General features: G+C 60.0%; 18 protein-coding genes and 1 tRNA gene. 16 read left to right on the top strand and 3 right to left on the bottom strand.

The genetic code is table 11. From position 1 onward, the window contains the following. Positions 1-26 precede the first annotated feature (26 nt). The 9 genes from HFP57_RS09225 (at position 27) to HFP57_RS09265 (ending at position 7,590) form a co-directional block, all read left to right on the top strand. A complete protein-coding gene (locus HFP57_RS09225; protein ID WP_176869498.1) occupies positions 27-587 on the top strand; it encodes a GNAT family N-acetyltransferase in 561 nt (186 codons plus the stop codon). Next, on the top strand, positions 569-1,486 hold the full coding sequence (gene truB / locus HFP57_RS09230; RefSeq protein WP_176869499.1) for a tRNA pseudouridine(55) synthase TruB: 918 nt from the start codon (positions 569-571) through the stop codon (positions 1,484-1,486). The genes HFP57_RS09225 and truB overlap by 19 nt, the downstream gene beginning before the upstream one ends. A gap of 130 nt (positions 1,487-1,616) precedes the next feature. Then, positions 1,617-1,886, top strand: coding sequence for a 30S ribosomal protein S15 (gene rpsO, locus HFP57_RS09235; RefSeq protein ID WP_176869500.1), 270 nt, complete (start codon positions 1,617-1,619; stop codon positions 1,884-1,886). 178 nt (positions 1,887-2,064) lie between these two features. Continuing rightward, positions 2,065-4,335 (top strand): polyribonucleotide nucleotidyltransferase, encoded by a 2,271-nt coding sequence (pnp, locus tag HFP57_RS09240; protein WP_176869501.1) that lies wholly within the window; start codon positions 2,065-2,067, stop codon positions 4,333-4,335. Positions 4,336-4,547: 212 nt separating this feature from the next. Beyond that, the gene (locus tag HFP57_RS09245) at positions 4,548-5,261 is read left to right on the top strand and encodes a LuxR family transcriptional regulator (protein ID WP_176869502.1); all 714 of its coding nucleotides are present in this window, start codon (positions 4,548-4,550) and stop codon (positions 5,259-5,261) included. A gap of 233 nt (positions 5,262-5,494) precedes the next feature. Next, entirely contained in the window at positions 5,495-5,902 is a 408-nt protein-coding gene (locus tag HFP57_RS09250) for a hypothetical protein (RefSeq protein ID WP_176869503.1), read from the top strand. 90 nt (positions 5,903-5,992) lie between these two features. Beyond that, positions 5,993-6,667, top strand: coding sequence for a hypothetical protein (locus HFP57_RS09255; protein ID WP_218135003.1), 675 nt, complete (start codon positions 5,993-5,995; stop codon positions 6,665-6,667). 105 nt (positions 6,668-6,772) lie between these two features. Continuing rightward, a complete protein-coding gene (locus HFP57_RS09260; RefSeq protein WP_176867845.1) occupies positions 6,773-7,009 on the top strand; it encodes a hypothetical protein in 237 nt (78 codons plus the stop codon). 56 nt (positions 7,010-7,065) lie between these two features. Then, positions 7,066-7,590, top strand: coding sequence for a retropepsin-like aspartic protease family protein (locus HFP57_RS09265; RefSeq protein WP_176869505.1), 525 nt, complete (start codon positions 7,066-7,068; stop codon positions 7,588-7,590). Here the strand turns inward: HFP57_RS09265 and HFP57_RS09270 are convergent. Further along, on the bottom strand, positions 7,587-8,729 hold the full coding sequence (locus HFP57_RS09270) for a cell wall hydrolase (protein WP_246262992.1): 1,143 nt from the start codon (positions 8,727-8,729) through the stop codon (positions 7,587-7,589). The two genes, HFP57_RS09265 and HFP57_RS09270, sit on opposite strands and share 4 nt — an antisense overlap. Before the next feature lie 107 nt (positions 8,730-8,836). Further along, positions 8,837-9,739 carry a peptidylprolyl isomerase gene (locus HFP57_RS09275; protein ID WP_176869506.1) on the bottom strand — a complete coding sequence of 301 codons (903 nt, stop codon included), beginning with the start codon at positions 9,737-9,739 and terminating at the stop codon, positions 8,837-8,839. 77 nt (positions 9,740-9,816) lie between these two features. On the opposite strand from HFP57_RS09275, the gene HFP57_RS09280 reads away from it, so the two are divergent. The 7 genes from HFP57_RS09280 (at position 9,817) to HFP57_RS09310 (ending at position 17,880) form a co-directional block, all read left to right on the top strand. Beyond that, positions 9,817-9,907, top strand: a tRNA-Ser gene (locus HFP57_RS09280). A gap of 231 nt (positions 9,908-10,138) precedes the next feature. Beyond that, positions 10,139-11,275, top strand: coding sequence for a sensor histidine kinase (locus tag HFP57_RS09285; RefSeq protein ID WP_176869507.1), 1,137 nt, complete (start codon positions 10,139-10,141; stop codon positions 11,273-11,275). Next, complete coding sequence (locus HFP57_RS09290) at positions 11,275-12,039, top strand: LytR/AlgR family response regulator transcription factor (RefSeq protein ID WP_176869508.1); 765 nt, start codon at positions 11,275-11,277, stop codon at positions 12,037-12,039. Before HFP57_RS09285 ends, HFP57_RS09290 begins: the two co-directional genes overlap by 1 nt. A 112-nt stretch (positions 12,040-12,151) precedes the next feature. Continuing rightward, on the top strand, positions 12,152-13,063 hold the full coding sequence (locus HFP57_RS09295; protein ID WP_176869509.1) for a hypothetical protein: 912 nt from the start codon (positions 12,152-12,154) through the stop codon (positions 13,061-13,063). A gap of 16 nt (positions 13,064-13,079) precedes the next feature. Then, positions 13,080-13,967 (top strand): methyltransferase domain-containing protein, encoded by an 888-nt coding sequence (locus HFP57_RS09300; protein ID WP_176869510.1) that lies wholly within the window; start codon positions 13,080-13,082, stop codon positions 13,965-13,967. A 1,166-nt stretch (positions 13,968-15,133) separates the two neighbouring features. Then, positions 15,134-17,356, top strand: a complete 2,223-nt coding sequence (locus HFP57_RS09305) for an ATP-binding protein (RefSeq protein ID WP_176869511.1) — start codon at positions 15,134-15,136, stop codon at positions 17,354-17,356. Then, positions 17,353-17,880 carry a heme NO-binding domain-containing protein gene (locus HFP57_RS09310; protein ID WP_176869512.1) on the top strand — a complete coding sequence of 176 codons (528 nt, stop codon included), beginning with the start codon at positions 17,353-17,355 and terminating at the stop codon, positions 17,878-17,880. The genes HFP57_RS09305 and HFP57_RS09310 overlap by 4 nt, the downstream gene beginning before the upstream one ends. Positions 17,881-17,916: 36 nt before the next feature. Here HFP57_RS09310 and HFP57_RS09315 read toward each other — a convergent pair whose 3' ends face one another. Further along, complete coding sequence (locus HFP57_RS09315; protein ID WP_176869513.1) at positions 17,917-19,308, bottom strand: WecB/TagA/CpsF family glycosyltransferase; 1,392 nt, start codon at positions 19,306-19,308, stop codon at positions 17,917-17,919. Between the last annotated feature and the right edge of the window lie 260 nt (positions 19,309-19,568).

Below are 19,568 nucleotides of genomic sequence, written 5' to 3' on the forward strand. Positions count from 1 at the left end.
CATAATCGCTTGCAACTGGGCCTCCCATGCCTGCCGATCCCGACAAACTCGCCGCGCCGCTGTCCGGCGGAAATGTCCGCCTCGAACTGCGGACCGAAGACCATCGCGAGGGTCTGCGTGCAGCCTGCGCCGCCGATCCCGCCATCTGGGAGATCTACCCCTTCTCGATGCTGGGCGAGCATTTCGATCCGGGTTTCGATCGCATCGGCGAATTGTCGCGGACCCGAGGCTGGGTGAACTATGCGGTACTGGACGGCGACACGGTCGTCGGCATGACCAACTATATCGAGCCCGGTCGCTTTCAGCCCGTGCTCGAAATCGGCGGTACCTATATCGTGCCCGAAGTCCGCGGCGGACCGTTCAACCGCACCATGAAGACGCTGATGATCGATCACGCGATCGCCTGCGGTTACACCCGGATCGAGTTCCGCGTCGATGCGCGCAACAAGCGATCCATGGCGGCGGTTCTCAAGCTTGGTGCGACCCATGAAGGCACCTTGCGGCAGAACCGCATCACCTGGACCGGTTATGTTCGCGACACGGCGATTTTCGGGCTATTGGCCGACGAATGGACGAACCGGGAATAAAACCCGCCCTGCATGGCTGGCTGATCCTCGACAAGCCTGTCGGCATCGGTTCGACGCCGTGCGTGTCGGCGGTGAAACGGGCATTGCGCGGAGGCGGCTATACCAAGGTGAAAGTCGGGCATGGCGGGACGCTCGATCCACTCGCAAGCGGCGTTCTGCCGATCGCGCTGGGCGAGGCAACGAAGCTTGCCGGGCGGATGCTCGACAGCGACAAGATATATGACTTCACCATCGGCTTCGGCACGGAGACGGACACGCTCGATGCCGAGGGCGAGGTCACCGAGCGCTCGGGCAACCGCCCTTCCCTGGCCGAGCTCGAAGCGGTTCTGCCGCAATTCACCGGTCCGATAGAACAAATCCCGCCCAAATATTCCGCGCTCAAGATCAATGGCAAACCAGCCTATGCCCGCGCCCGGGCCGGAGAGGATGTCGAGATGAAAACCCGAGCGGTGACGGTACACAGTTTGGTCTGCTCCGGCCTTCGCCGGAGCACAGTGGATGAAATCATCCTTACCGCCCATGTCTCCAAGGGCACTTATATCCGATCCCTGGCGCGCGATATCGCGCGCGCCTTGAATACGGTCGGGCATGTCACTATGTTGCGCCGCAGCAAGGCCGGACCCTTTACGCTGAAAAGCGCGATTTCGCTGGACAAACTGGACGAACTCGCTAAGAGCCGCTGCCTTGAACAGGCACTCTTGCCATTGGCGGCAGGGCTGGACGACATCCCGGCTCTTTCCGTCGCTCCCGATCAGGCAAGGCAGCTCCGCATGGGGCAGCGGGTGATCGGGGTTTCCGCCACTGCCGGGCTTTATCTTGCAACCGACCAGTCTGTTCCGGTTGCCCTCGTCGAATGCGACGGGATCGAGCTGAAGGTGGTGCGCGGGTTCAATCTCTAACGGGCTTTCCGGATTGGCCGGACGCTCGTGGAACAACTCCCGAGCTGCCCGTTTACGGGATTGCTCGCACAAAGACACCGAGCTTCCTGTTTACAGGGCTGCTCGCACAAAGACTGAAAGGAATGAAACGATGTCGATTACCGCCGAACGCAAGGCCGAAGTAATCAAGGAACACTCCCGCGAAGAGGGCGATACCGGTTCTCCCGAGGTCCAGGTGGCTATCCTGACCGAACGGATCACCAACCTGACCGACCATTTCAAGGGTCACCACAAGGACCATCATTCGCGTCGCGGGCTGCTGATGCTGGTCAACAAACGCCGCAACTTGCTCAGCTATCTGCGCAACGTGGATGAGGGTCGCTATCAGGACCTCATCAAGAAGCTCGGCCTTCGTAAATAATCTGGAGAACGGCTCCGTCTTCGGGGCCGTTTTCGCATTTGGACCGCGGGCAATCCGGCACGCGGCCATATCAAAGGGAAGCGCGAAAGCTTCCAGACCGCGCAGGGCCGGTACTGCCCCTGCAAAGAAACGCCGAACCGCATAGGGCGGTCGGCGCGAAGAAAGTGAAGAAGAAAAGATGTTTGACGTAAAGAAAGTCGAAACGGAATGGGGCGGCCAGAAGCTGACCCTCGAAACGGGCCGCGTGGCCCGTCAGGCCGACGGCGCGGTGCTCGCGCAGCTCGGCGACACGGTGGTGCTGTGCGCAGTCACGGCCGCTAAATCGGTGCGCGAAGGGCAGGATTTCTTCCCGCTGACCGTGCATTATCAGGAAAAATATTCGGCCGCCGGACGCATTCCGGGCGGCTTCTTCAAGCGCGAGGGCCGTTCCACGGAAAAGGAAACGCTGACCTGCCGTCTTATCGACCGCCCGGTCCGTCCGCTTTTCCCCGAAGGCTTTTACAACGAGATCAACGTGATCGCGCAGGTTCTCTCCTATGACGGCGAGAACGAGCCGGACATCCTTGCGATGGTCGCCGCCTCGGCCGCGCTGACAATCTCCGGCCTGCCGTTCATGGGCCCGATCGCCGCCGCGCGCGTCGGTTACAAGGATGGCGAGTACCAGCTCAACCCGAGCATGGACGAAGTTGCCGAGGGCGAGCTCGATCTCGTGGTCGCCGGTACGCAGAATGCCGTTCTGATGGTGGAATCGGAAGCGAAAGAGCTTCCCGAAGACGTCATGCTCGGCGCCGTCATGTTCGCGCATGAGGAATCCAAGCCGGTGATCGATGCGATCATCTCGCTCGCGGAGCAGGCCGCGAAGGAACCCTGGGAACTGGCCCAGCCGGAAGACCAGGACGGCATGAAGCAGCAGCTTCGCGATCTCGTCCGCGACGATATCGCCGCCGCCTACAAGCTGACCGACAAGTCGGAACGCTCGGACGCGCTGAATGCTGCCCGCGACAAGGCGAAGGAAGCCTTTGCCGAGGAAGACGGCCAGACGCAGATGACGGCCGGCAAGGTGGTCAAGAAGCTCGAGGCCGAAATCGTTCGCGGCGCGATCATCAAGGACGGTAGCCGCATCGATGGCCGCAAGCTCGACGAGGTTCGCCCGATCGAAGCGATGGTCCATTTCCTCCCGCGCACGCATGGATCGGCCCTGTTCACCCGCGGCGAAACGCAGGCGATCGTGACGACGACGCTCGGTACCAAGGACGCCGAGCAGATGATCGACGGCCTCAACGGCCTCTCCTATTCGCCGTTCATGCTCCACTATAACTTCCCGCCCTATTCGGTCGGCGAAGTGGGCCGCTTCGGCTTTACCAGCCGCCGCGAGACCGGTCATGGCAAGCTCGCCTGGCGCGCGCTCCATCCGGTGCTGCCCGATGCGGAGGAATTTCCGTATACGATCCGCGTCCTGTCCGACATCACCGAGTCCAACGGCTCGTCCTCGATGGCGACCGTCTGCGGCGGCAGCCTCGCGATGATGGATGCCGGTGTGCCGCTCAAGCGGCCGGTGTCCGGTATCGCCATGGGCCTGATCCTCGAAGGCGATGATTTCGCCGTTCTCTCCGACATTCTTGGTGACGAGGATCATCTCGGCGACATGGACTTCAAGGTCGCGGGTACCGAGAAGGGCATCACCTCGCTCCAGATGGACATCAAGATCGCCGGTATCACCGAAGAGATCATGAAAACCGCTCTGGAACAGGCCAATGGCGGCCGCGCTCATATCCTGGGCGAGATGTCCAAGGCTCTCGACACCACGCGCACCGAGCTTTCGGACTTCGCGCCGCGGATCGAGACGATGCAGATCGACAAGGAAAAGATCCGCGACGTTATCGGTACGGGCGGCAAGGTGATCCGCGAGATCGTCGCCGAAACGGGCGCCAAGGTCGATATCGACGACGAAGGCGTGATCAAGCTGTCGTCTTCGGACGTCAACGAGATCGAAGCCGCGCGCAAGTGGATCGAAGGCATTGTCGAGGAACCGGAAGTCGGCAAGGTTTACGACGGCAAGGTCGTCAACATCGTCGATTTCGGCGCGTTCGTGAATTTCATGGGACAGAAGGACGGCCTCGTCCATGTCTCGGAAATCAAGAATGAGCGCGTCGAGAAGGTGTCGGACGAGCTCGAGGAAGGCCAGGAAGTCAAGGTCAAGGTCCTCGAGATCGATGGCCGCGGCAAGGTCCGCCTGTCGATGCGCGTCGTCGACCAGGAAACCGGCGAAGAGCTAGAAGACACCCGTCCCCCGCGCGAACCGCGCGGTGACAAGGGTGGCCGTGGCGGACGCGGCGGTGGAGGCGGCCGTGGCCGTGGCCCACGCCGGGACCGCGGCGACCGAAACGAGGACAAGGGCGGCAAGGAAGCCGAAGCCGGCGAACTGCCCGAGTTCATCACCAAGGACTAATCCGCCGAATCACCGGCAAAGGAAAAGGGGCTCGCTCGCGGGCCCCTTTTTCATTGGCGAAACAGGCTCGTACGGTTGAAAGCATAACGATTTCAAAACTATGTCCGGCGTATCGCGGCCCCGTTTCCGGAATTCCCGGGAAAATGCTAGTTACGAGTTCATTCCGCCCGTCCTCCCGACCGGGATTGGGCTTCTGATATCCGGGGTTTGTGGTGCAGGAATTCTACGCGGCAATGCGCGTTGCCGATGATCCGGACATATTGTGGGACGCGTTCGTCACCTTCTTCGAAACGCGTGGGATCACGCGTCTTTGTGCCATTCATATTCCACCCGCCGGCGTATCCGCCGGCGGAGCCAGAACGGTCCGGACAAAAGGCTATCCCGAGGAATGGACGCAGCGATATATCGAGGGCGAGCTTTACAAGCGCGACCCGATACCGCTGCACGCCCGCAATCATCCGACACCGTTTCGCTGGTCGGATATCGGCAAGATGCGCAAGCTGGAACCGGAGGAGCAGGCTGTGCTCGACGAATTCCGGCGTTTGGACGTTGGCGACGGTATCGCCATCCCGGTATTCGGACCGCGCGGGCGCCACGGCTATATCGGGATCGCCCTCGACACCGAAGATACCGCCATTGGCGAGGAAGACTTGCATGAATTCCAGATCGTCGCGCAAATCGCCTATCAGCGATATTGCGAACTGTTGGCCGCCGACGATTGCGTGGATATATCTCTGTCCCGCCGGGAAACAGAGATCCTCGAATGGGTCGCGCGCGGCAAGAGCAACAGCTCGATCGCCAAGATTCTCGGTATCTCGGGAAACACCGTCGATACGCATCTGCGCCGAATCTACGACAAGCTCGATGTTTCGGACCGCACGACAGCGGCCATTCGCGGGATTGGATGCGGCCTGATAAATCCCTGAAATCAATACGGGACATAATTGTCACGTAGCTACGTGACGTGCGACGGCGACATTGCTTCTATAGGGAGCCGCCAAAGGAACCGGTTGGCGGCTCCCCCCCAATCGCCGTGAATCGGTTCCGCCGAATTTACACATTTGACGCGTGTCGCTGCTTTGGCGGTCCTATCCCGGTCCTTCGCGACCGAAAAGAGATTCAAGACCGCCGTTTTGTCGACGCGCACAGGAAATATTCGATGGACGAACATACATATCGGCCGCATAGCGCGGCCAGCGAAGACCTGTCGGTCGTCAAGAGCGAGGCGCGCCGAACATCGCCGGGCGACCTCGCCAATTTCATTTGCAACATGAACAAGTTGCGCGACATCTATATCGACAGCAGCCTGTTCCGGAACCCGGCCTGGGACGTATTTCTGACGATCTACATCAAGAGGCGGGAAAGCCTGCGAGTGACCCTGGCATCCCTGAGCGCCGGCAATCGCCTCTCCGAGGCGGAGTGCATGAAGGCGATCGAGGATCTGAGCGATGCCGGACTGGTCCGGGTCGAGGATGGCGTGGCAGGCCCGGGGCCCAAAGCCATCGATCTGACCGGCCAGGGCCTGCAGCGTATGGAAGCCTTTCTGAGCAGCGCCGAACGCCGCTGAACGCAGTCCGGCTCGGTCGCGCGGTTCAGAGAAGGTTCAATCGACACCGGCCATAGACGATCGTTCGAATGGAGGGTGCCGAGGATCGTTATGGCTTCAATCCGCATCATGAAGATATCACTGCTTTTCGGCGCGGCCGCAGCGCTTTCGGGCTGTGCGATCTATGACGGTTACGGCACCGGCTATTATGGCGACCGCTACGCTGGCGGTGCCTATCCCGACGAATGTTACGACAAGCAAGGCTATCTGTACGCCGATTGCGAGGACGCCGGCTACATCGCGCGCAACGGCTTCGGCTATGGCAGCATATTCTACCATAACCGCTACGGCCCCTATGGCTGGTATGACGGTTTCTATTATCCCGGCTATTCCTATTACATCTATGACCGCCGCGGACATCGCCATCGCTGGGGCGACCGGCATCGCAGCCATTGGGAAGGCAGACGCCACGCGAGAGGCGGCCATGACGGGCGGCAGGGTTACCGCAGGAACCGCGATGGCGCGAATCGCGATCAGCGCCGGCGCGGGCGGGAAGGCCGGCGCGATCGCGGCCAGGCGGGCTATCGAGGTCCCTACCCTCCTGTGGTCAACAATCGCCGCAATGACGCCGGAAGTGGCGGCGGACGCCGGGGACCGCCAAGCGCCAGACCGACCGCGCCGCGCAATGCCGCTCCCGCGCGGCAGCCCAACACGCGTTCCACCAACAACAGCACTCGCCAGCTCCAGAGAATGCGCAACGGGCCAAGGGAAACGCATCCCGAATAGTCGGCAAAGATGAACGGAAACCGGTGATTCCGGTCACAGCCGATTCATCTCCGCTCATCGATACTCAGCCTCGTTCCACCGACAGGAACGATGAGGAGAAAATCGATGTATCACGACCAGAACGCCCTTGCCCCGGCCCGGTTGGGATATCGCATCGTCTATCGTGCGAACGAAACCAACCATTGCCCCGGTTGCGGCCGCTCGCACTGGATCGTCGGACGGATGAGCGCGGAATGCGCCTTTTGCGCGACCGCGCTTCCTCTGGAAAACGGCCTCACCACCGGGACCGGCCTGTTCCGCAGCCGCGGCAAGACCGACGCATTTGCGCCGCTCGCGGCATGATCCGACCTTGCTAGGCCGGAAAGGCCTGCTTAACCTCCGGGCGCTATATTCGGCGCATGGACAAGCTGCTCCCGATTGCCGGCATCGTGATGCTCGCACTCGCCTTTCTCGGCGGGGAACGCAGCGCCGAACCGGTACCGGTCGAATTGGCGTCCGCCGATATCGGATCAAATACCGACGATACGCAGCCTGATCAGCAGCGAGCCGGCAACGGTTCCGCGCATTTCACGACCCGCCGTGCAGCCGACGGACACTTCTATGCCGATGTGCGCATCAACGGCGCGACCAGCCGGATGCTGATCGACACCGGCGCGAGCAGCGTCATCCTGTCGCGCGCCGATGCGCAGCGCGCCGGGATTCAGGCGCGGCCCGGGGAATTCACGGCGAGGGCGCAAACCGCCGGCGGCCAAATCGCGCTGAAGCCCGTCACGATAGATCGGATCGCGCTGGGACCAGTCGACAGCCGGAACGTCCGCGCCATGGTCGCTGAAACCAACCTGCCCGTCTCCCTGCTCGGCCAGAGCTTTCTGGAACGTGTCGGGACGGTCGAGATCCGCGCCGACGAGCTGACTCTCCGCTAGCCGCCGATCCAGCGCCCGCTGTCGCGATATTCGGGCCGTATCCGCGAGTCCGGCAGCGCGTTCTCGATCGGCCGGCTGCCGGGAAGATTGTCAGGCTCACGCGAAAGACCGGAATTGGCGATAGTGTCGAGCGCAACCGGAGCCGGCGGCAACCCGTCCTCGACCTGCGCCTCGGTCTCCGCCGGCCCCGCCGACGCGACATCCCGGGTCCGCGGCCGCCATGGCCGGGGCGCCGGCTCGCGGCCGGAGTAGCGAACGGTGAAGGCACCCGGGCCGCCGGCGGATCCACGTAATCGGTGAAAGAGATGTCGGCCGATCATGTTGGTCATCGTCAGTCGCCGCCCCCAATAGGGCCAGATATCGAGCGTGTGATAATGGGTCGCATAGCCGACCTCGCTGAATGCGCGCCCGTCGATCGCTTCGCGGGCATAGCGCTGGGCCCGCGCCCAGATACTCGCCACCGGTCGCCTGGCCAGCGCGCCGTCGCAGGTGAAGGTGAACTGGCAGCCAGTGCTGCGCTCGCTGCCCTCATAAACCACGCCGCAGATACTGTTCGCATAGCTCGGGTGGCGAACGCGGTTCAGCACGACCTGAGCGACGGCGCGTTGTCCCGCTTCCGGCTCGGTACCGGCCTCGTAATAGATGGCCTGGGTCATGCATTGCAGCGCGCGCTCCCGATCGGTGCTGCTGGCGGCCCGAAACACCATGCCTGCGGGCACCGGTCCCTCATAGCCGGAATGCGTTGCGAGCTCGGCCTCGATCGCTGCCCGAATCGCTTCCTGCTCCGCCTCGGTGAGGGCGAGCGGCAAGCCGGACCCGTCATCGCTCCGCCCCACCAATTCGGCAAAAGGCGTCGCTTCGGGGAGGCGGACGGTCAATCCGGTCTCGGGCGTTGCGAGTCCGGCTGCGCTCAACGTCACCAGTCCGATCAGCGCTAGCAGCGCCGCAGCCAAGCCGGAGATCGCCGGGCGCGACCGGCGCGTGGAAACCGAAAGGACCCGACGCAATACGAGATGGTCTGCAGCCAATTCTTCCGGCCGGATCAGCGATGCCGATTCCGTCTCAGCGGACCATATCGGCGCCTCTTTCGCCCAAGGCCCCTGCATCCAGCGGGGCAAAGATATGTCGGCATCCGCCACTGCGTTGCCCCTCTATCCGAAAAACTGCAGCTTTCCGGCTAGGCAACTTTTAGGGTAAAGTAACAATAATAGATGGTTAACCGGCCGTCCCGGTCCGGCAAAGATGCTTAACCGTCCGCCGCCCGCCGGATCGGCAGGTTGACGTTGCAGACGTCGACGGCGCCTGCTGGCCGGACAAACCAGCCGGTCCGGTTCGCTCGCGCATTCACATAGGCACGGAACGCCTCGGTATCGCTCCGCATGACTTCGAAACGCGGCTGTTCGGCCTCGGGCAGCTGGCTGGCGAGTCGCACCGAAACGATAGGCACACGCTGGGCTTCCTCTTCGTAGAAACCGAGAGGGCCGGTGCCGCGCGGCAGGCTGGAGAGATGCTCGATACCTTCGACGACCCTGCCGACCAGCGCGATATTGCGGTCGAGATGGCGCGGCGCGTGGCCGATCACCGTATAGAGTTCGGCCCCGGTCCCGGTATCGGGATCGTCGCCGCGACCGACGCCGACCATACCGTAGCAATGGACGAGCGTTCCGCTGCGCCGGCCATCTTCCCGCGGGCCATGCCCGACAGGCCAGCCGGCGAGATAACCGGAAATCGGTTCGTAATTGTTCTGCTGAACCGAGGAAAAAGCCGAGAGCCAGACCTCTTCCATGGGAAATTCATATTCTGCAGGCGGTTCGGTCTCCACGCCTTCGGGCAGCGGCTTCGCGCCACTCGCATCGCCCCATTGGACCACGTAATTGTCCTGCACCCGGTTGATGCTGATCCCGTCATACCAGCCTTCCCCGGCCAGCCTACGGATATTGGCAACATGGATCGGCGCGAAACTCGGCGCGAGTTCGATGAATATCTCCGACCCGCTTTCCAGGGTCATCACCAACAGATTGTGCGACGCAATCGGCCGCCAATCCTCGGCCGTCGTCGCGGCGACGATCCCGGCCGGGGATTGAGGAGTTTCCGGGGTCTGCGCGGCAAGCAGAAGCGGCGCGGCGGCGAGCAGGAAGAGCTTGTTCATGGGCGCCTTTTGCCATGCTGATGCCCCTTGCGCCAGCGCCGCGCTCGCTCTAGGTGCAACCGCTTGCCAGGATATGCGGAGCGGTGGCCGAGTGGTCGAAGGCGCACGCCTGGAAAGTGTGTATAGGGTAACCCCCTATCGTGGGTTCGAATCCCACCCGCTCCGCCAAAAATTATATAATAAAATCAACAGCTTAATGGAATGAAATAATTTGCTGCTTATGCCAACTCGCCGGTGAATCACCCCGATATGGCAGGTCACCGGCTCGGATTAATTGCAGCTATTTTGCTGTGCCGAACGTAATCGCCTTTTTATCAGGCTTGCTCCTGCTCCATCGTATATCAGCTTTGCCCCCAGAAGCGACAAACAGGAACAGAAATCGGAGATAGTGAGAGCCATTTGGCTCCCGATTTGGCCCAATCGAGAGATTTTCTGACCATATCGTTGAGGCGACCTGCTAAAGATCACCTCATCGATATGTTGATCGCAAAGCCTCCTATAACGTCACAGCCCTCTTGGTATTTTTGGTCGCTCTATCTGTTAGGCTGGCTGGTATTTGCCGCCGCGTTTGCCGGCATGCACATCATGGCCGGCACGCATTCTATCGTGTCGGCCTTATCGTTCGGTTTTCTCGTAGCTGTGCCGGCTGGGCTTCTCGGTATTCTTGTCATCCAACTGACCTACCGCCTCGCCGAAGCGCAGTTTCGTCCGCTCGGTTTGGTTTTCATACATACGCTGACCATGGTCCTTTATCCGGCGCTTTGGATACTGGTCATGTGGTCCACCCGCATGATGACGGCCTTGGCGGTTGCCGGAAAGGCCGCCTTCTTCATGCCCCCGGCGCACGCCGTGCATTGGCACTATTTGGCGGGTGTGTTGATCTATCTTCTGCTCGTCGCCCTGTGCCACGCGATGATGTCTGCCGATGCTCGCAAGAGAACCGAAATCGAGGCCGAGGTGCGAACGACGCTGGCGAAGTTCGACCCCCATTTTCTGTTCAATACCCTGAACGCCATCCGCCACCTGCTGCGCACCGATACCGACCTGGCGGAAGACGCGCATCGGCAGCTCGCAATCCTGCTGCGCGAAACCGTAAAGGCCGATGCCGACAGGTCGCATTCGCTGAAACGTGAACTGGAATTGTGCCGGATTTATCTGCAATTACAGAAGATGCGGCTTGGCAACCGTTTGACTGTTAAGGAACAGATTGACGACGATACACTCGACTGCGAGATCCCGGCGCTGATCCTGCAGCCGCTTATCGAAAACGCCATCGGCCACGGTATCGAACCAATGGAGGCGGGCGGGACGATCGAGATCGCAGCCAACCGGCTGGGCATGCAATTGGAAGTTCGGCTGACCAATGAGATGCCGCCAAGCGAACAAGAAAGCGGCCATGGTGCGGCATCTTTCGGCCTCGAATATGTAAAAACCCGGCTCCGCCAATTCGATCCTTCGGCAAACTGGCGTTTTGAGGCAGCGGAAGGCCGCTATCTTGCCGTGATAATGCTGCCAGCATGGGGAGCCGACGACTAATGCCGGCGATCCCCAGCCTTATTCTCGAAGACGAACCGCTTGCCGCTGGCGCCCTGAAATCCATGCTTACCGAACTCGCTGGCGATTGGCTAAACATTGCGGGCATCGCCGGCTCGGCAAATGATGCTTTTGCAATGATCGAACGCGAACGCCCGCGGCTTATCTTCGTCGATATTCGCCTGCCGGGTATGTCAGGTCTCGATTTCGTGCGTCAGATCGATCCCCGGATAGGCGTGGTCTTCACCACGGCCCATGACGAACACGCTATCGCCGCCTTCGAGCTCGGCGCCATCGATTATGTGCTCAAGCCGATCGAACCTGAGAGGCTCGAAATAACACTGGGGCGGATCGCAGAGGGGTGCGAGATGGCCAGCGCCGGCGAGGCGAGCAAACGGATTGCCGCCGTCGCCGACGATCAGCAAGCCCTGGAGACCTTTTATGTTCGGACCGGTCAGCGGATCATACCCGTATCCATCACGGAAGTGATGCGGATCGCGGCGCGCGACGGTTATGCGTGTCTCCAGACCGGAGATGGGCGCGAACATTGCCTCGATATCAGCCTGAGCTATTTGGCGTCGCGGCTTGAGCCCGCCGGCTTTCTGAAGCTTAATCGGGCATGCCTCGGAAATCCGGTACATATCGTCAGGTTCGAACGCCATCCCGACAAACGTCTTCGCACCGTGTTTACGGACCAAAAAGTCGTCATTGCGAGCCGTTCCGCCTCGCGTAAATTAAGAACCCGAGTTCGCGGTCAGTTCGGATAGACGGCCGCGCGGTCGCCATTGAACAGCCTGGAGGGACCGTTCACGACCAGACTGCTTCAGCGGCTTCACGCGTTCCGCTTGTCTCTACCCGGCTTTCGAGTGGAGACAGTTCATGTCCTTAATTCCAAAAATGTGTGGTCCAATGGCATCGGTGCCGCTCCGATGGGTCGTACTTGCCGCGATTCTCGTCCCGATATCTGCGTCCGCAACTGCACAGAGCACGGAGCCCGACTGTCAATGCGCCGGTGTTCTGTCACTGGTGGACGCCGCCGATGCCGCCGTTGCCGAGCTGTTCGAGGCCCGTGCCGCAGGTATCATTAGAAGCGGGAGTGACCAGGTGGAGCTGGTCGGCAAATATCGCGCGCTGATCGACTTCAATCCCGATCCGCCGCCGTCCGATCCTTTCGAGCATGCTGCGCTTGGCGAGCTCAACTTTCTGACCTTCCGGCCACGCGAGGCCGACCTTTTGTTTGCCGCGTTGCTCGATCGCGATGATCTGATCGGCAGGTTGGCTTGGCAACGCGCCATGCAGATACGGCGGCAGGCCTTCGAACGTCCCGACGAAGTCCGGACGATGATGCGAGACTATCAGGCGAGATTTGCGCCGAACGAAGCAGATATGTTCGGCGTGACCCAGCAGGTCGTGGGGTTTGCGGGGGGGCACTTCGCGTCCGGCGAAACAGACGAGGCCATAGACCTTATCGTGGATCACATTACCGCGACTCCGGCAACGGCACCGTTTCGAGCGTTCTCGATCTACCGGTTCTTTCCGGAAGAGATCGCGGCAAGCGGACGGGAAAGTGAAGTGAAGTCGGTCTTGGCATCAAAGCTGGTTACGTTACGCTCGCTTCGCCGGGATTGGGACATACAGTCCCGCAACGCCGACGAGGAACTCGCGCTGCGGGCTTCGGCCCCAGAATGGTATTGGACACAGCAACGTGTCGCGCCCGGCCAAACCCTGCGCGCGGCGCGGGTGGAGCAACTCGATCAACTCATCGAACAATTGTCCGATTATGTCGAATAGTCGCACGGCAATCGGCATGCAGAGCCGCGGTTCAATCGCCGCCGCTTCGACCAAGGCTCCGGCGGATCGGGTATCATCCATCGGATACCAAAACCGACGACATGGTTGGCGTTGCGTTGTCCCGCTTCTGACCATGACCATCTCTCTTCTTTCGCCAATCGCACCTGCGCATGCCGAGGCAACCTGCGAGCCGGATGTCCAGAACGCGGTAGAGGAGCCGGGCCGGATCGAGACGAACAGCAACCGCGACGAGGGCAGAAGACCATGCGAAGTGCTGAGCTTTTTTGGTGTCGAACCCGGCGCTGTTCATCTGGAACTGCTCGCGGCCCAAGGATATTATACCGAGATACTCAGTGTCCTGGTCGGGCGCGAAGGCCGGGTCTATCATCACAACAACGCCCTGGTTTTGCAGCTTACGCCGCCGGACCAACTCGTCCCGATACGAAACCGGATCGAGAGCGGTGAACTTTCCAATGCGGAATGGATCGAAGGCGAACTGGAGGCGCTCCCGTTCGCCAACGGAAGCGTCGACAGCATTTCGGCCATACTCAGCCTGCATGATTATTACTGGATGTCGCGCCGACCCGAATCGTCCGGCTTTGCCGAACTGTTCCGCATCCTGCGGCCCGGTGGCCGGCTGCTTGTCGTTGATCATTCGGCGCAACCGGAAACGACGGTATCAGCTGCCGTCGACCAAAACGGGATCCATCGGATCGACCAGCGCTATTTGACCGAAAGGCTTTTGGATGTCGGGTTCGTGTTTGAAGCAGAATCGGATATCCTGCGCAATCCGGCCGATGATCGGAGTAAGCCATTTTTCGATCGCTCCATGTGGCGTGATCGCACCGACAGGTTCGTGATGATCTTTGGCAAGCCGGGGGAACAAACCTCGGATGAAGACTAAGGCTTCACCGGCCTGTCAACATCCATTCGCGTGAACCTGATTTGATCGATTTTGGTGAAGCGTTCCAAGAACTGGGGCGTGCCTGCTTGGTTCTATCTCGACGGTCCTTTTTGCTGTTTGACGCCTGGAAGCGGACAGTCCGCCGCCGGCCCCCGTCCTCGCCATATGACGGGCCTGAAGGAAGGTCTGCTTTGAGGAAATCGCTGAATTGAGATGAACGTCTCAAATTGGTCGAAAGCGGTCTGGGACCAAGATATCGGCTCAATGGCAGCTATTCGCGCCACCTCATTCCGAAGCAGCCCTTCCGCTTCCGGCCAGAATCAAACATTAATGGTCGATCACCGTTTGGGTCATGAGTTTCGATTGACTGATGTCAAACTGTCTGCTGGCAAGCCGTATCCGCGGGATACTCGTCACAAACTTCATGTGCTTGAGTAATGATCAAAGCGCTGGGTGGCCGGGAGAAGCGATTTTCAAACAAAATTTTCTTATGGTATTTTTCATGGCACTCTGGGAAAGTCATCAAAGAAAACCTTAATAAAGTAAACTCTTAGACGACTATTTCGAATCCCACCCGCTCCGCCACTCGAAAAATATACCTTTTTGTCAGCGCCTTACGAGATTGGCTATTCCGCATAACTTTGCGGATTTTGCTTTCTCCTAGGAAGTTACGTCGGCAGACATGCATTGCCGCTGCTAAAAGTATGGGGAAGAATGTGGAAAGGGATTTTGACGAGTGTCTATTGTTTTGCCGCGGCTTTCAAACCACCCGGTTCCTTTCGACAAATTCGGTTCGAGGCCGCGAAGGTATTGCTCTGTCAGAAGCGTGCGCAAACGGTGCGCAAGCCTATCGGGGTATCTCTATTCCAAATTTCCGAATCTGTTTCAGCTCTACGGCCCGAATACCGATGCCGGTCGGAAGGGAAAGGTAGAGGTTACTAATCCCGCCTTCCGCAAGTGTCAGGAAGAGTTCCGCAAGTGCACCGCAAACGTTGATATCTGGTAAGGACAAGGAGGGGTTTACCCCCAACATTTTCCGTGCCGACATAGTTCGGCCCGCGTTATAATTCTGTCGTACGGTCAGCAGTTTCGGGTGGAAGACAGCCGGTTCCCAACGTTCAAGGCACAATAGGGATTTCTTACTTTTTTCAGTCTATAAGACCGGTATGGCAACCGATGACTTGCCTTCGGATATCGATTCCATGCGCAAGGCGCTCGCGCTTGCCGAACGTCGATTGGCGCGCAGCGAGGCAGCGCGTATCGAGGCGGAGTCGATCCTGGACAGCAAGAGCCGGTCGCTCGTGGCGATGGGCGATCAACTGAAGCAGCAGGAAGCGGACCTGCTCAAACAGGTCGATCGGGACACGCAGATGCTGGTCAGTGCACAAAAACTGGCGCAGGTGGCGACCCTCCATGTGGATGCAGATGGCCGTTTCGTCGGCTCCGAGAATCTCGCAGATATCGTCGGTTCGCGTATTCCAATCACCAATCTACAGCAGATGATTGCCATGATCCATCCGCTCGAGCCGGCGGAAACGATGGCCGTTCTGATGGACACCCTAAAGGGCGGGCTGATCGACAAGCCCAGCGAACGGGATGTGCGGTTTCTCGATCATTTCGGGGAATCGCGCTGGCTGCGCTGGTCGATTACGGAGCATGTCGAAGATTACGGGTTCGGCTATTCGGCGGTCGGATCTGTTCGCAATATCACGGCCGACCGAAAGGCGGAGCGGGAGCAGCGGACGTTGCGCGCCTTGGGCGAGCGGCGGCTCAAACAGCTTCGCAAGGCGTCTTTCGATCTGGAGGAAGCACGGAAAAAAGCGGTCGACGCAGATCGATCCAAATCGCGCTTCCTGGCGATGATGAGCCACGATATCCGTACGCCGATGAACGCGCTGCTCGCCACGCTCGAGTTGCTCAGCGTCTCCGAAGTCGATGCCGATCAGCGAGAGAAGCTGGAACTGGCGCTGGGTAGCGCCGATCAGCTTTTGCAGCTGTTGGCCGATATCATCGAACTGGCGCGGTCCGAAGGTTGGAAGATCATTCTGGACGAGAGCGATCTCGATCTTGAGGCATTCATGCGTTCGACCGTTCGCGCCTGGCAGCCTCTGGCACGCAAAAAGGGCCAAACGGTAACGCTCGCCATGGATCCGGATCTGCCCGAGGCGATTATCTCCGACAGGACGCGGCTAAGGCAGGTGCTCGACAATTTTATCAGCAACGCGATCAAATATACCGGCGCCGGATGGATTACGGTCAGCGCCGAGCGCTTGGACGGCGAGCTGCAAATCTCGGTATCGGATACCGGCGAGGGCATTCCGGAAGCTGAGCATGAGCGCCTTTTCGAAGAACTGGAACGGCTTGATCTGCCAGAAGGGGAAAGGCCGCAGGGAACCGGGCTGGGCCTGTCAATTTGCCGCCGTATCGCGGACGCCATGGACGGAACGATCGGCGTTAACAGCAAACCGGGCGAGGGCAGTCAGTTCTGGATGCGCATTCCCCTGAAAACTGGATCGAAGGATCGGGTGATCGTCCGCGAAGTCTTCGACGGAAAAGGCGATACAGCCACCATTGCCGGCCGGCCGCTCAACCTCCTGGTTGCGGAAGATGTCGAAGCCAACCGGATCGTCATGGCGTCGATGCTCGACAAGTTAAATTGCACCTATGAAATGGCATCCAACGGCCTCGAAGTGCTGTCCTTGCTGCCGAAAGGCAATTTCGATGCGATCTTAATGGATGTTTCCATGCCGCAGATGGACGGAATGGAGGCAACGCGACACATTCGGCGCAACGCCGGAGGCAAGCGGATTCTCATTTATGGCGTCACCGCCTTTGCCGCCCGGGATGAGCGGCTCGCCATTCTGGATTCCGGCATGGACGGCTTGTTGATCAAGCCGGTCAGCCTGGCGTCGCTTCACAACCTGTTGCTCCAAATCGTACAGACCATCGAGCCGGCGACCGTGCATAAGCCGCCGCCAGAGAATATGGACAACGGCACCGATATCGGGACAGCCATTCGGTCGATCGACAGCGGCAAACTGGAGGAGCAGCTGTTGTCGGTTCCCGAGGAGCAAAGAGGCACGCTCGGCGATGCGATCCAACAAGACCTGACGAACTGGTACGAGCGGTTCGGTGACGCATGGCGACAGGGCGATGACGGGGCCCTGTCTCGTGCGCATCATGCGTTGAAGGGCATCTGTCGCGGTTTCGGCGCTGAATTGCTGTTGGATACGCTCGACAGGGTGAAGGCTGGCGAGTCCGATACACTGGACGAGGCGAATGCTGTGCACGCGGACACGATTACCGCCATAGGCGCAATCGTGGATGGTCACCGGCAGAATGATGCGGCAAATTCAAAAGAGCAACAATCGGAGGCAAGTAGCGGATGAAGGGCGTGATTTTTTCGGAGCTGATACGCTTCATGGAGCAGGCGAAGTCGGCGGAGTTTGCCGACTCCGTGATTACGGGCGCGAATTTGCCGAATGACGGTGCCTATACCAGCGTCGGCAACTATCCTTCGGATCAGGCCCTGACCCTGGTCGGCGAGGCATCGGCCCAGTCGGGCATCGAAGCTGCCGAATTGTGTCGTCTTTTCGGCCATTATCTCTATGGCCGCTTCATGATCCTCTACCCGCACATCATGGAAAATTACCAGACGGCCGACGCGCTCTTGCTGCATGTGGGGAGTCATATCCATGCGGAAGTCTGCACGCTGTATCCCGATGCCCGCCCGCCGATTGTCGAAACATCGGTGAAAGACGATCGGGTGGTCATGCGATACCAGTCCCATCGTCCGATGGCGGCTATTGCCTTTGGGCTCGTTCAGGGGTGCATGGAAGAGTTCGGCGACAGGCGAACGCTGGAATGGGATATCGCGGACAACGGCAAATCGGCGACCTTTACTATACACTAGCCGCCGATTTGCCGCGCCGGATATGTCCTTCCCAATTCAATAGGCGCCCCGGCCGCTGACCACGGCGGGTATCGTTTTCGTGAGCAGCCAGATGTCGCGCAGAAGCGTGCGCGAGCTCAGATATTCAACGTCTAGCTCGACCTGCTTGTCGAATGGAATGTTCGCTCGACCCGAAACCTGCCAGGTGCAGGTGATGCCGGGCCGGCCCGACAGTCGTTTCCAGCTATCGTTCTTGTAAGACTGTACTTCGGCCGGCAGCGCTGGCCTCGGCCCGACGAGCGACATATCGCCGGCAACGACATTGTAGATCTGCGGAAGCTCGTCGAGAGAAAATCGGCGTAGCCATTTTCCAACCCGCGTTATCCGGGGATCGTTGCGCATCTTGAAGCAAACGGAATCGCGCTCCGATTGATCGAGAAGCGCGGCCCGGCGTGCCTCAGCGTCCACCGCCATAGAACGGAATTTGAGCATCTTGAACGGTTTCCCGTTTTTCCCGATCCGCGTTTGCGAGAAGAAAGCGGAGCCGCCATCCTCCGCCTTGATGAGCAAGGCGATGGCAGCCATGATCGGCGCAAGCATCGCCAGCGCGAGCGAGCCTATTGTCACGTCGATCGCCCGCTTTGCCCCATCGCCCGCCTGCGCGGCGATTCCGCGCCGAGCGATAGCGTGGCGAGCTGCGTGCCAGAGGAAGACCGGGTTGCCGGCGAGATATCGGCCGGCCAGCCGCCGCGGTTCCCGAATGAAACGCCAGACCCATTCCATCCCACCGCGCCGCATAGCCTCGGGCGCGCGCGGAATGCGGCCCGAATAATAGTCGAACAGACCGCCGACGCCGGACACAACCGGTGCGCTCAAAGCTTCGCGATACTGGGCGATCCATTTCTCTTGCCGTGGAACGCCGAGGCCGACCAGCACTATGGCCGGCCGGGATCGATTGATCATGTCGATCACATCGGGCATCGCGCTTTCGTCATGATAGCCATGTTTGCATCCGGCGATGTGCAGCATCGGATAGCGTTCGAGCATTTCTTCGGCGGCCGCCGCGGCGACGCCGGGCGCCCCACCCAACAGGAAGATCGGCAACCCGTGCTCTGCGGCGCTTTCGCACAGTTCGGGGAAAACGTCGGTGCCGTTCAGATTGTCGCCCAGGCCGACGCCGGACCATTTTGCGGCGAGTGCCAGACCCGAACCGTCCGGCAAAATCAGATCGCTGCGTTTCAAAATTCGCGCATAGTGGCTGTCCCTGTGCGCGACATTGATGCAGTGCGCATTGACGAAATTGACGGTCCGGCGCTGTCCGGAAGCAGCGGCCTCGATGATTGCGTCCACCGCCTCGGCCCGCGTCGCGTTCAGCAGCGGAAGTCCGAATAGCGTCGATGCGCCGCATTGCATCAGCGAAGCGTCCAGCTCGCTGCTGATCTTTGCCATGGCCTCGGTATCCAAGGGCTGGGCATTTCGAAAGTCGTTTGTCGTGAACATGTATATCTCCACACTGATGTTGTGCGGACCTTAATGCAGGACCCGTGCCAGAAGAGCGTGGCCTAGGATTTCTGCCGTATGAGGCAAGATTGTTGTGCTGCGATCGCATCGGCCGTGCGAGCAAAGCGCTAAGTGTCTCGCATATCGCGATGACGGCGTTTGCAATTTGCAAAACGGGTCTGATCGGTCGGCCAGACATTTCTCGTAAT

The organism is Parasphingopyxis algicola (genome assembly GCF_013378075.1).
In the GTDB taxonomy this organism is placed as follows: Bacteria; Pseudomonadota; Alphaproteobacteria; order Sphingomonadales; family Sphingomonadaceae; genus Parasphingopyxis; species Parasphingopyxis algicola.

What these genes read in the sequence shown, in the direction of transcription:
- HFP57_RS09225 (WP_176869498.1), top strand. Translation starts at nt 27, where the DNA reads ATGCCTGCCGATCCCGACAAACTCGCCGCGCCGCTGTCCGGCGGAAAT.
- truB (WP_176869499.1), top strand. Translation starts at nt 569, where the DNA reads ATGGACGAACCGGGAATAAAACCCGCCCTGCATGGCTGGCTGATCCTC.
- rpsO (WP_176869500.1), top strand. Translation starts at nt 1,617, where the DNA reads ATGTCGATTACCGCCGAACGCAAGGCCGAAGTAATCAAGGAACACTCC.
- pnp (WP_176869501.1), top strand. Translation starts at nt 2,065, where the DNA reads ATGTTTGACGTAAAGAAAGTCGAAACGGAATGGGGCGGCCAGAAGCTG.
- HFP57_RS09250 (WP_176869503.1), top strand. Translation starts at nt 5,495, where the DNA reads ATGGACGAACATACATATCGGCCGCATAGCGCGGCCAGCGAAGACCTG.
- HFP57_RS09255 (WP_218135003.1), top strand. Translation starts at nt 5,993, where the DNA reads ATGGCTTCAATCCGCATCATGAAGATATCACTGCTTTTCGGCGCGGCC.
- HFP57_RS09260 (WP_176867845.1), top strand. Translation starts at nt 6,773, where the DNA reads ATGTATCACGACCAGAACGCCCTTGCCCCGGCCCGGTTGGGATATCGC.
- HFP57_RS09265 (WP_176869505.1), top strand. Translation starts at nt 7,066, where the DNA reads ATGGACAAGCTGCTCCCGATTGCCGGCATCGTGATGCTCGCACTCGCC.
- HFP57_RS09275 (WP_176869506.1), bottom strand. Translation starts at nt 9,739, where the DNA reads ATGAACAAGCTCTTCCTGCTCGCCGCCGCGCCGCTTCTGCTTGCCGCG.
- HFP57_RS09290 (WP_176869508.1), top strand. Translation starts at nt 11,275, where the DNA reads ATGCCGGCGATCCCCAGCCTTATTCTCGAAGACGAACCGCTTGCCGCT.
- HFP57_RS09295 (WP_176869509.1), top strand. Translation starts at nt 12,152, where the DNA reads ATGTCCTTAATTCCAAAAATGTGTGGTCCAATGGCATCGGTGCCGCTC.
- HFP57_RS09300 (WP_176869510.1), top strand. Translation starts at nt 13,080, where the DNA reads ATGCAGAGCCGCGGTTCAATCGCCGCCGCTTCGACCAAGGCTCCGGCG.
- HFP57_RS09305 (WP_176869511.1), top strand. Translation starts at nt 15,134, where the DNA reads ATGGCAACCGATGACTTGCCTTCGGATATCGATTCCATGCGCAAGGCG.
- HFP57_RS09310 (WP_176869512.1), top strand. Translation starts at nt 17,353, where the DNA reads ATGAAGGGCGTGATTTTTTCGGAGCTGATACGCTTCATGGAGCAGGCG.
- HFP57_RS09315 (WP_176869513.1), bottom strand. Translation starts at nt 19,308, where the DNA reads ATGGCAAAGATCAGCAGCGAGCTGGACGCTTCGCTGATGCAATGCGGC.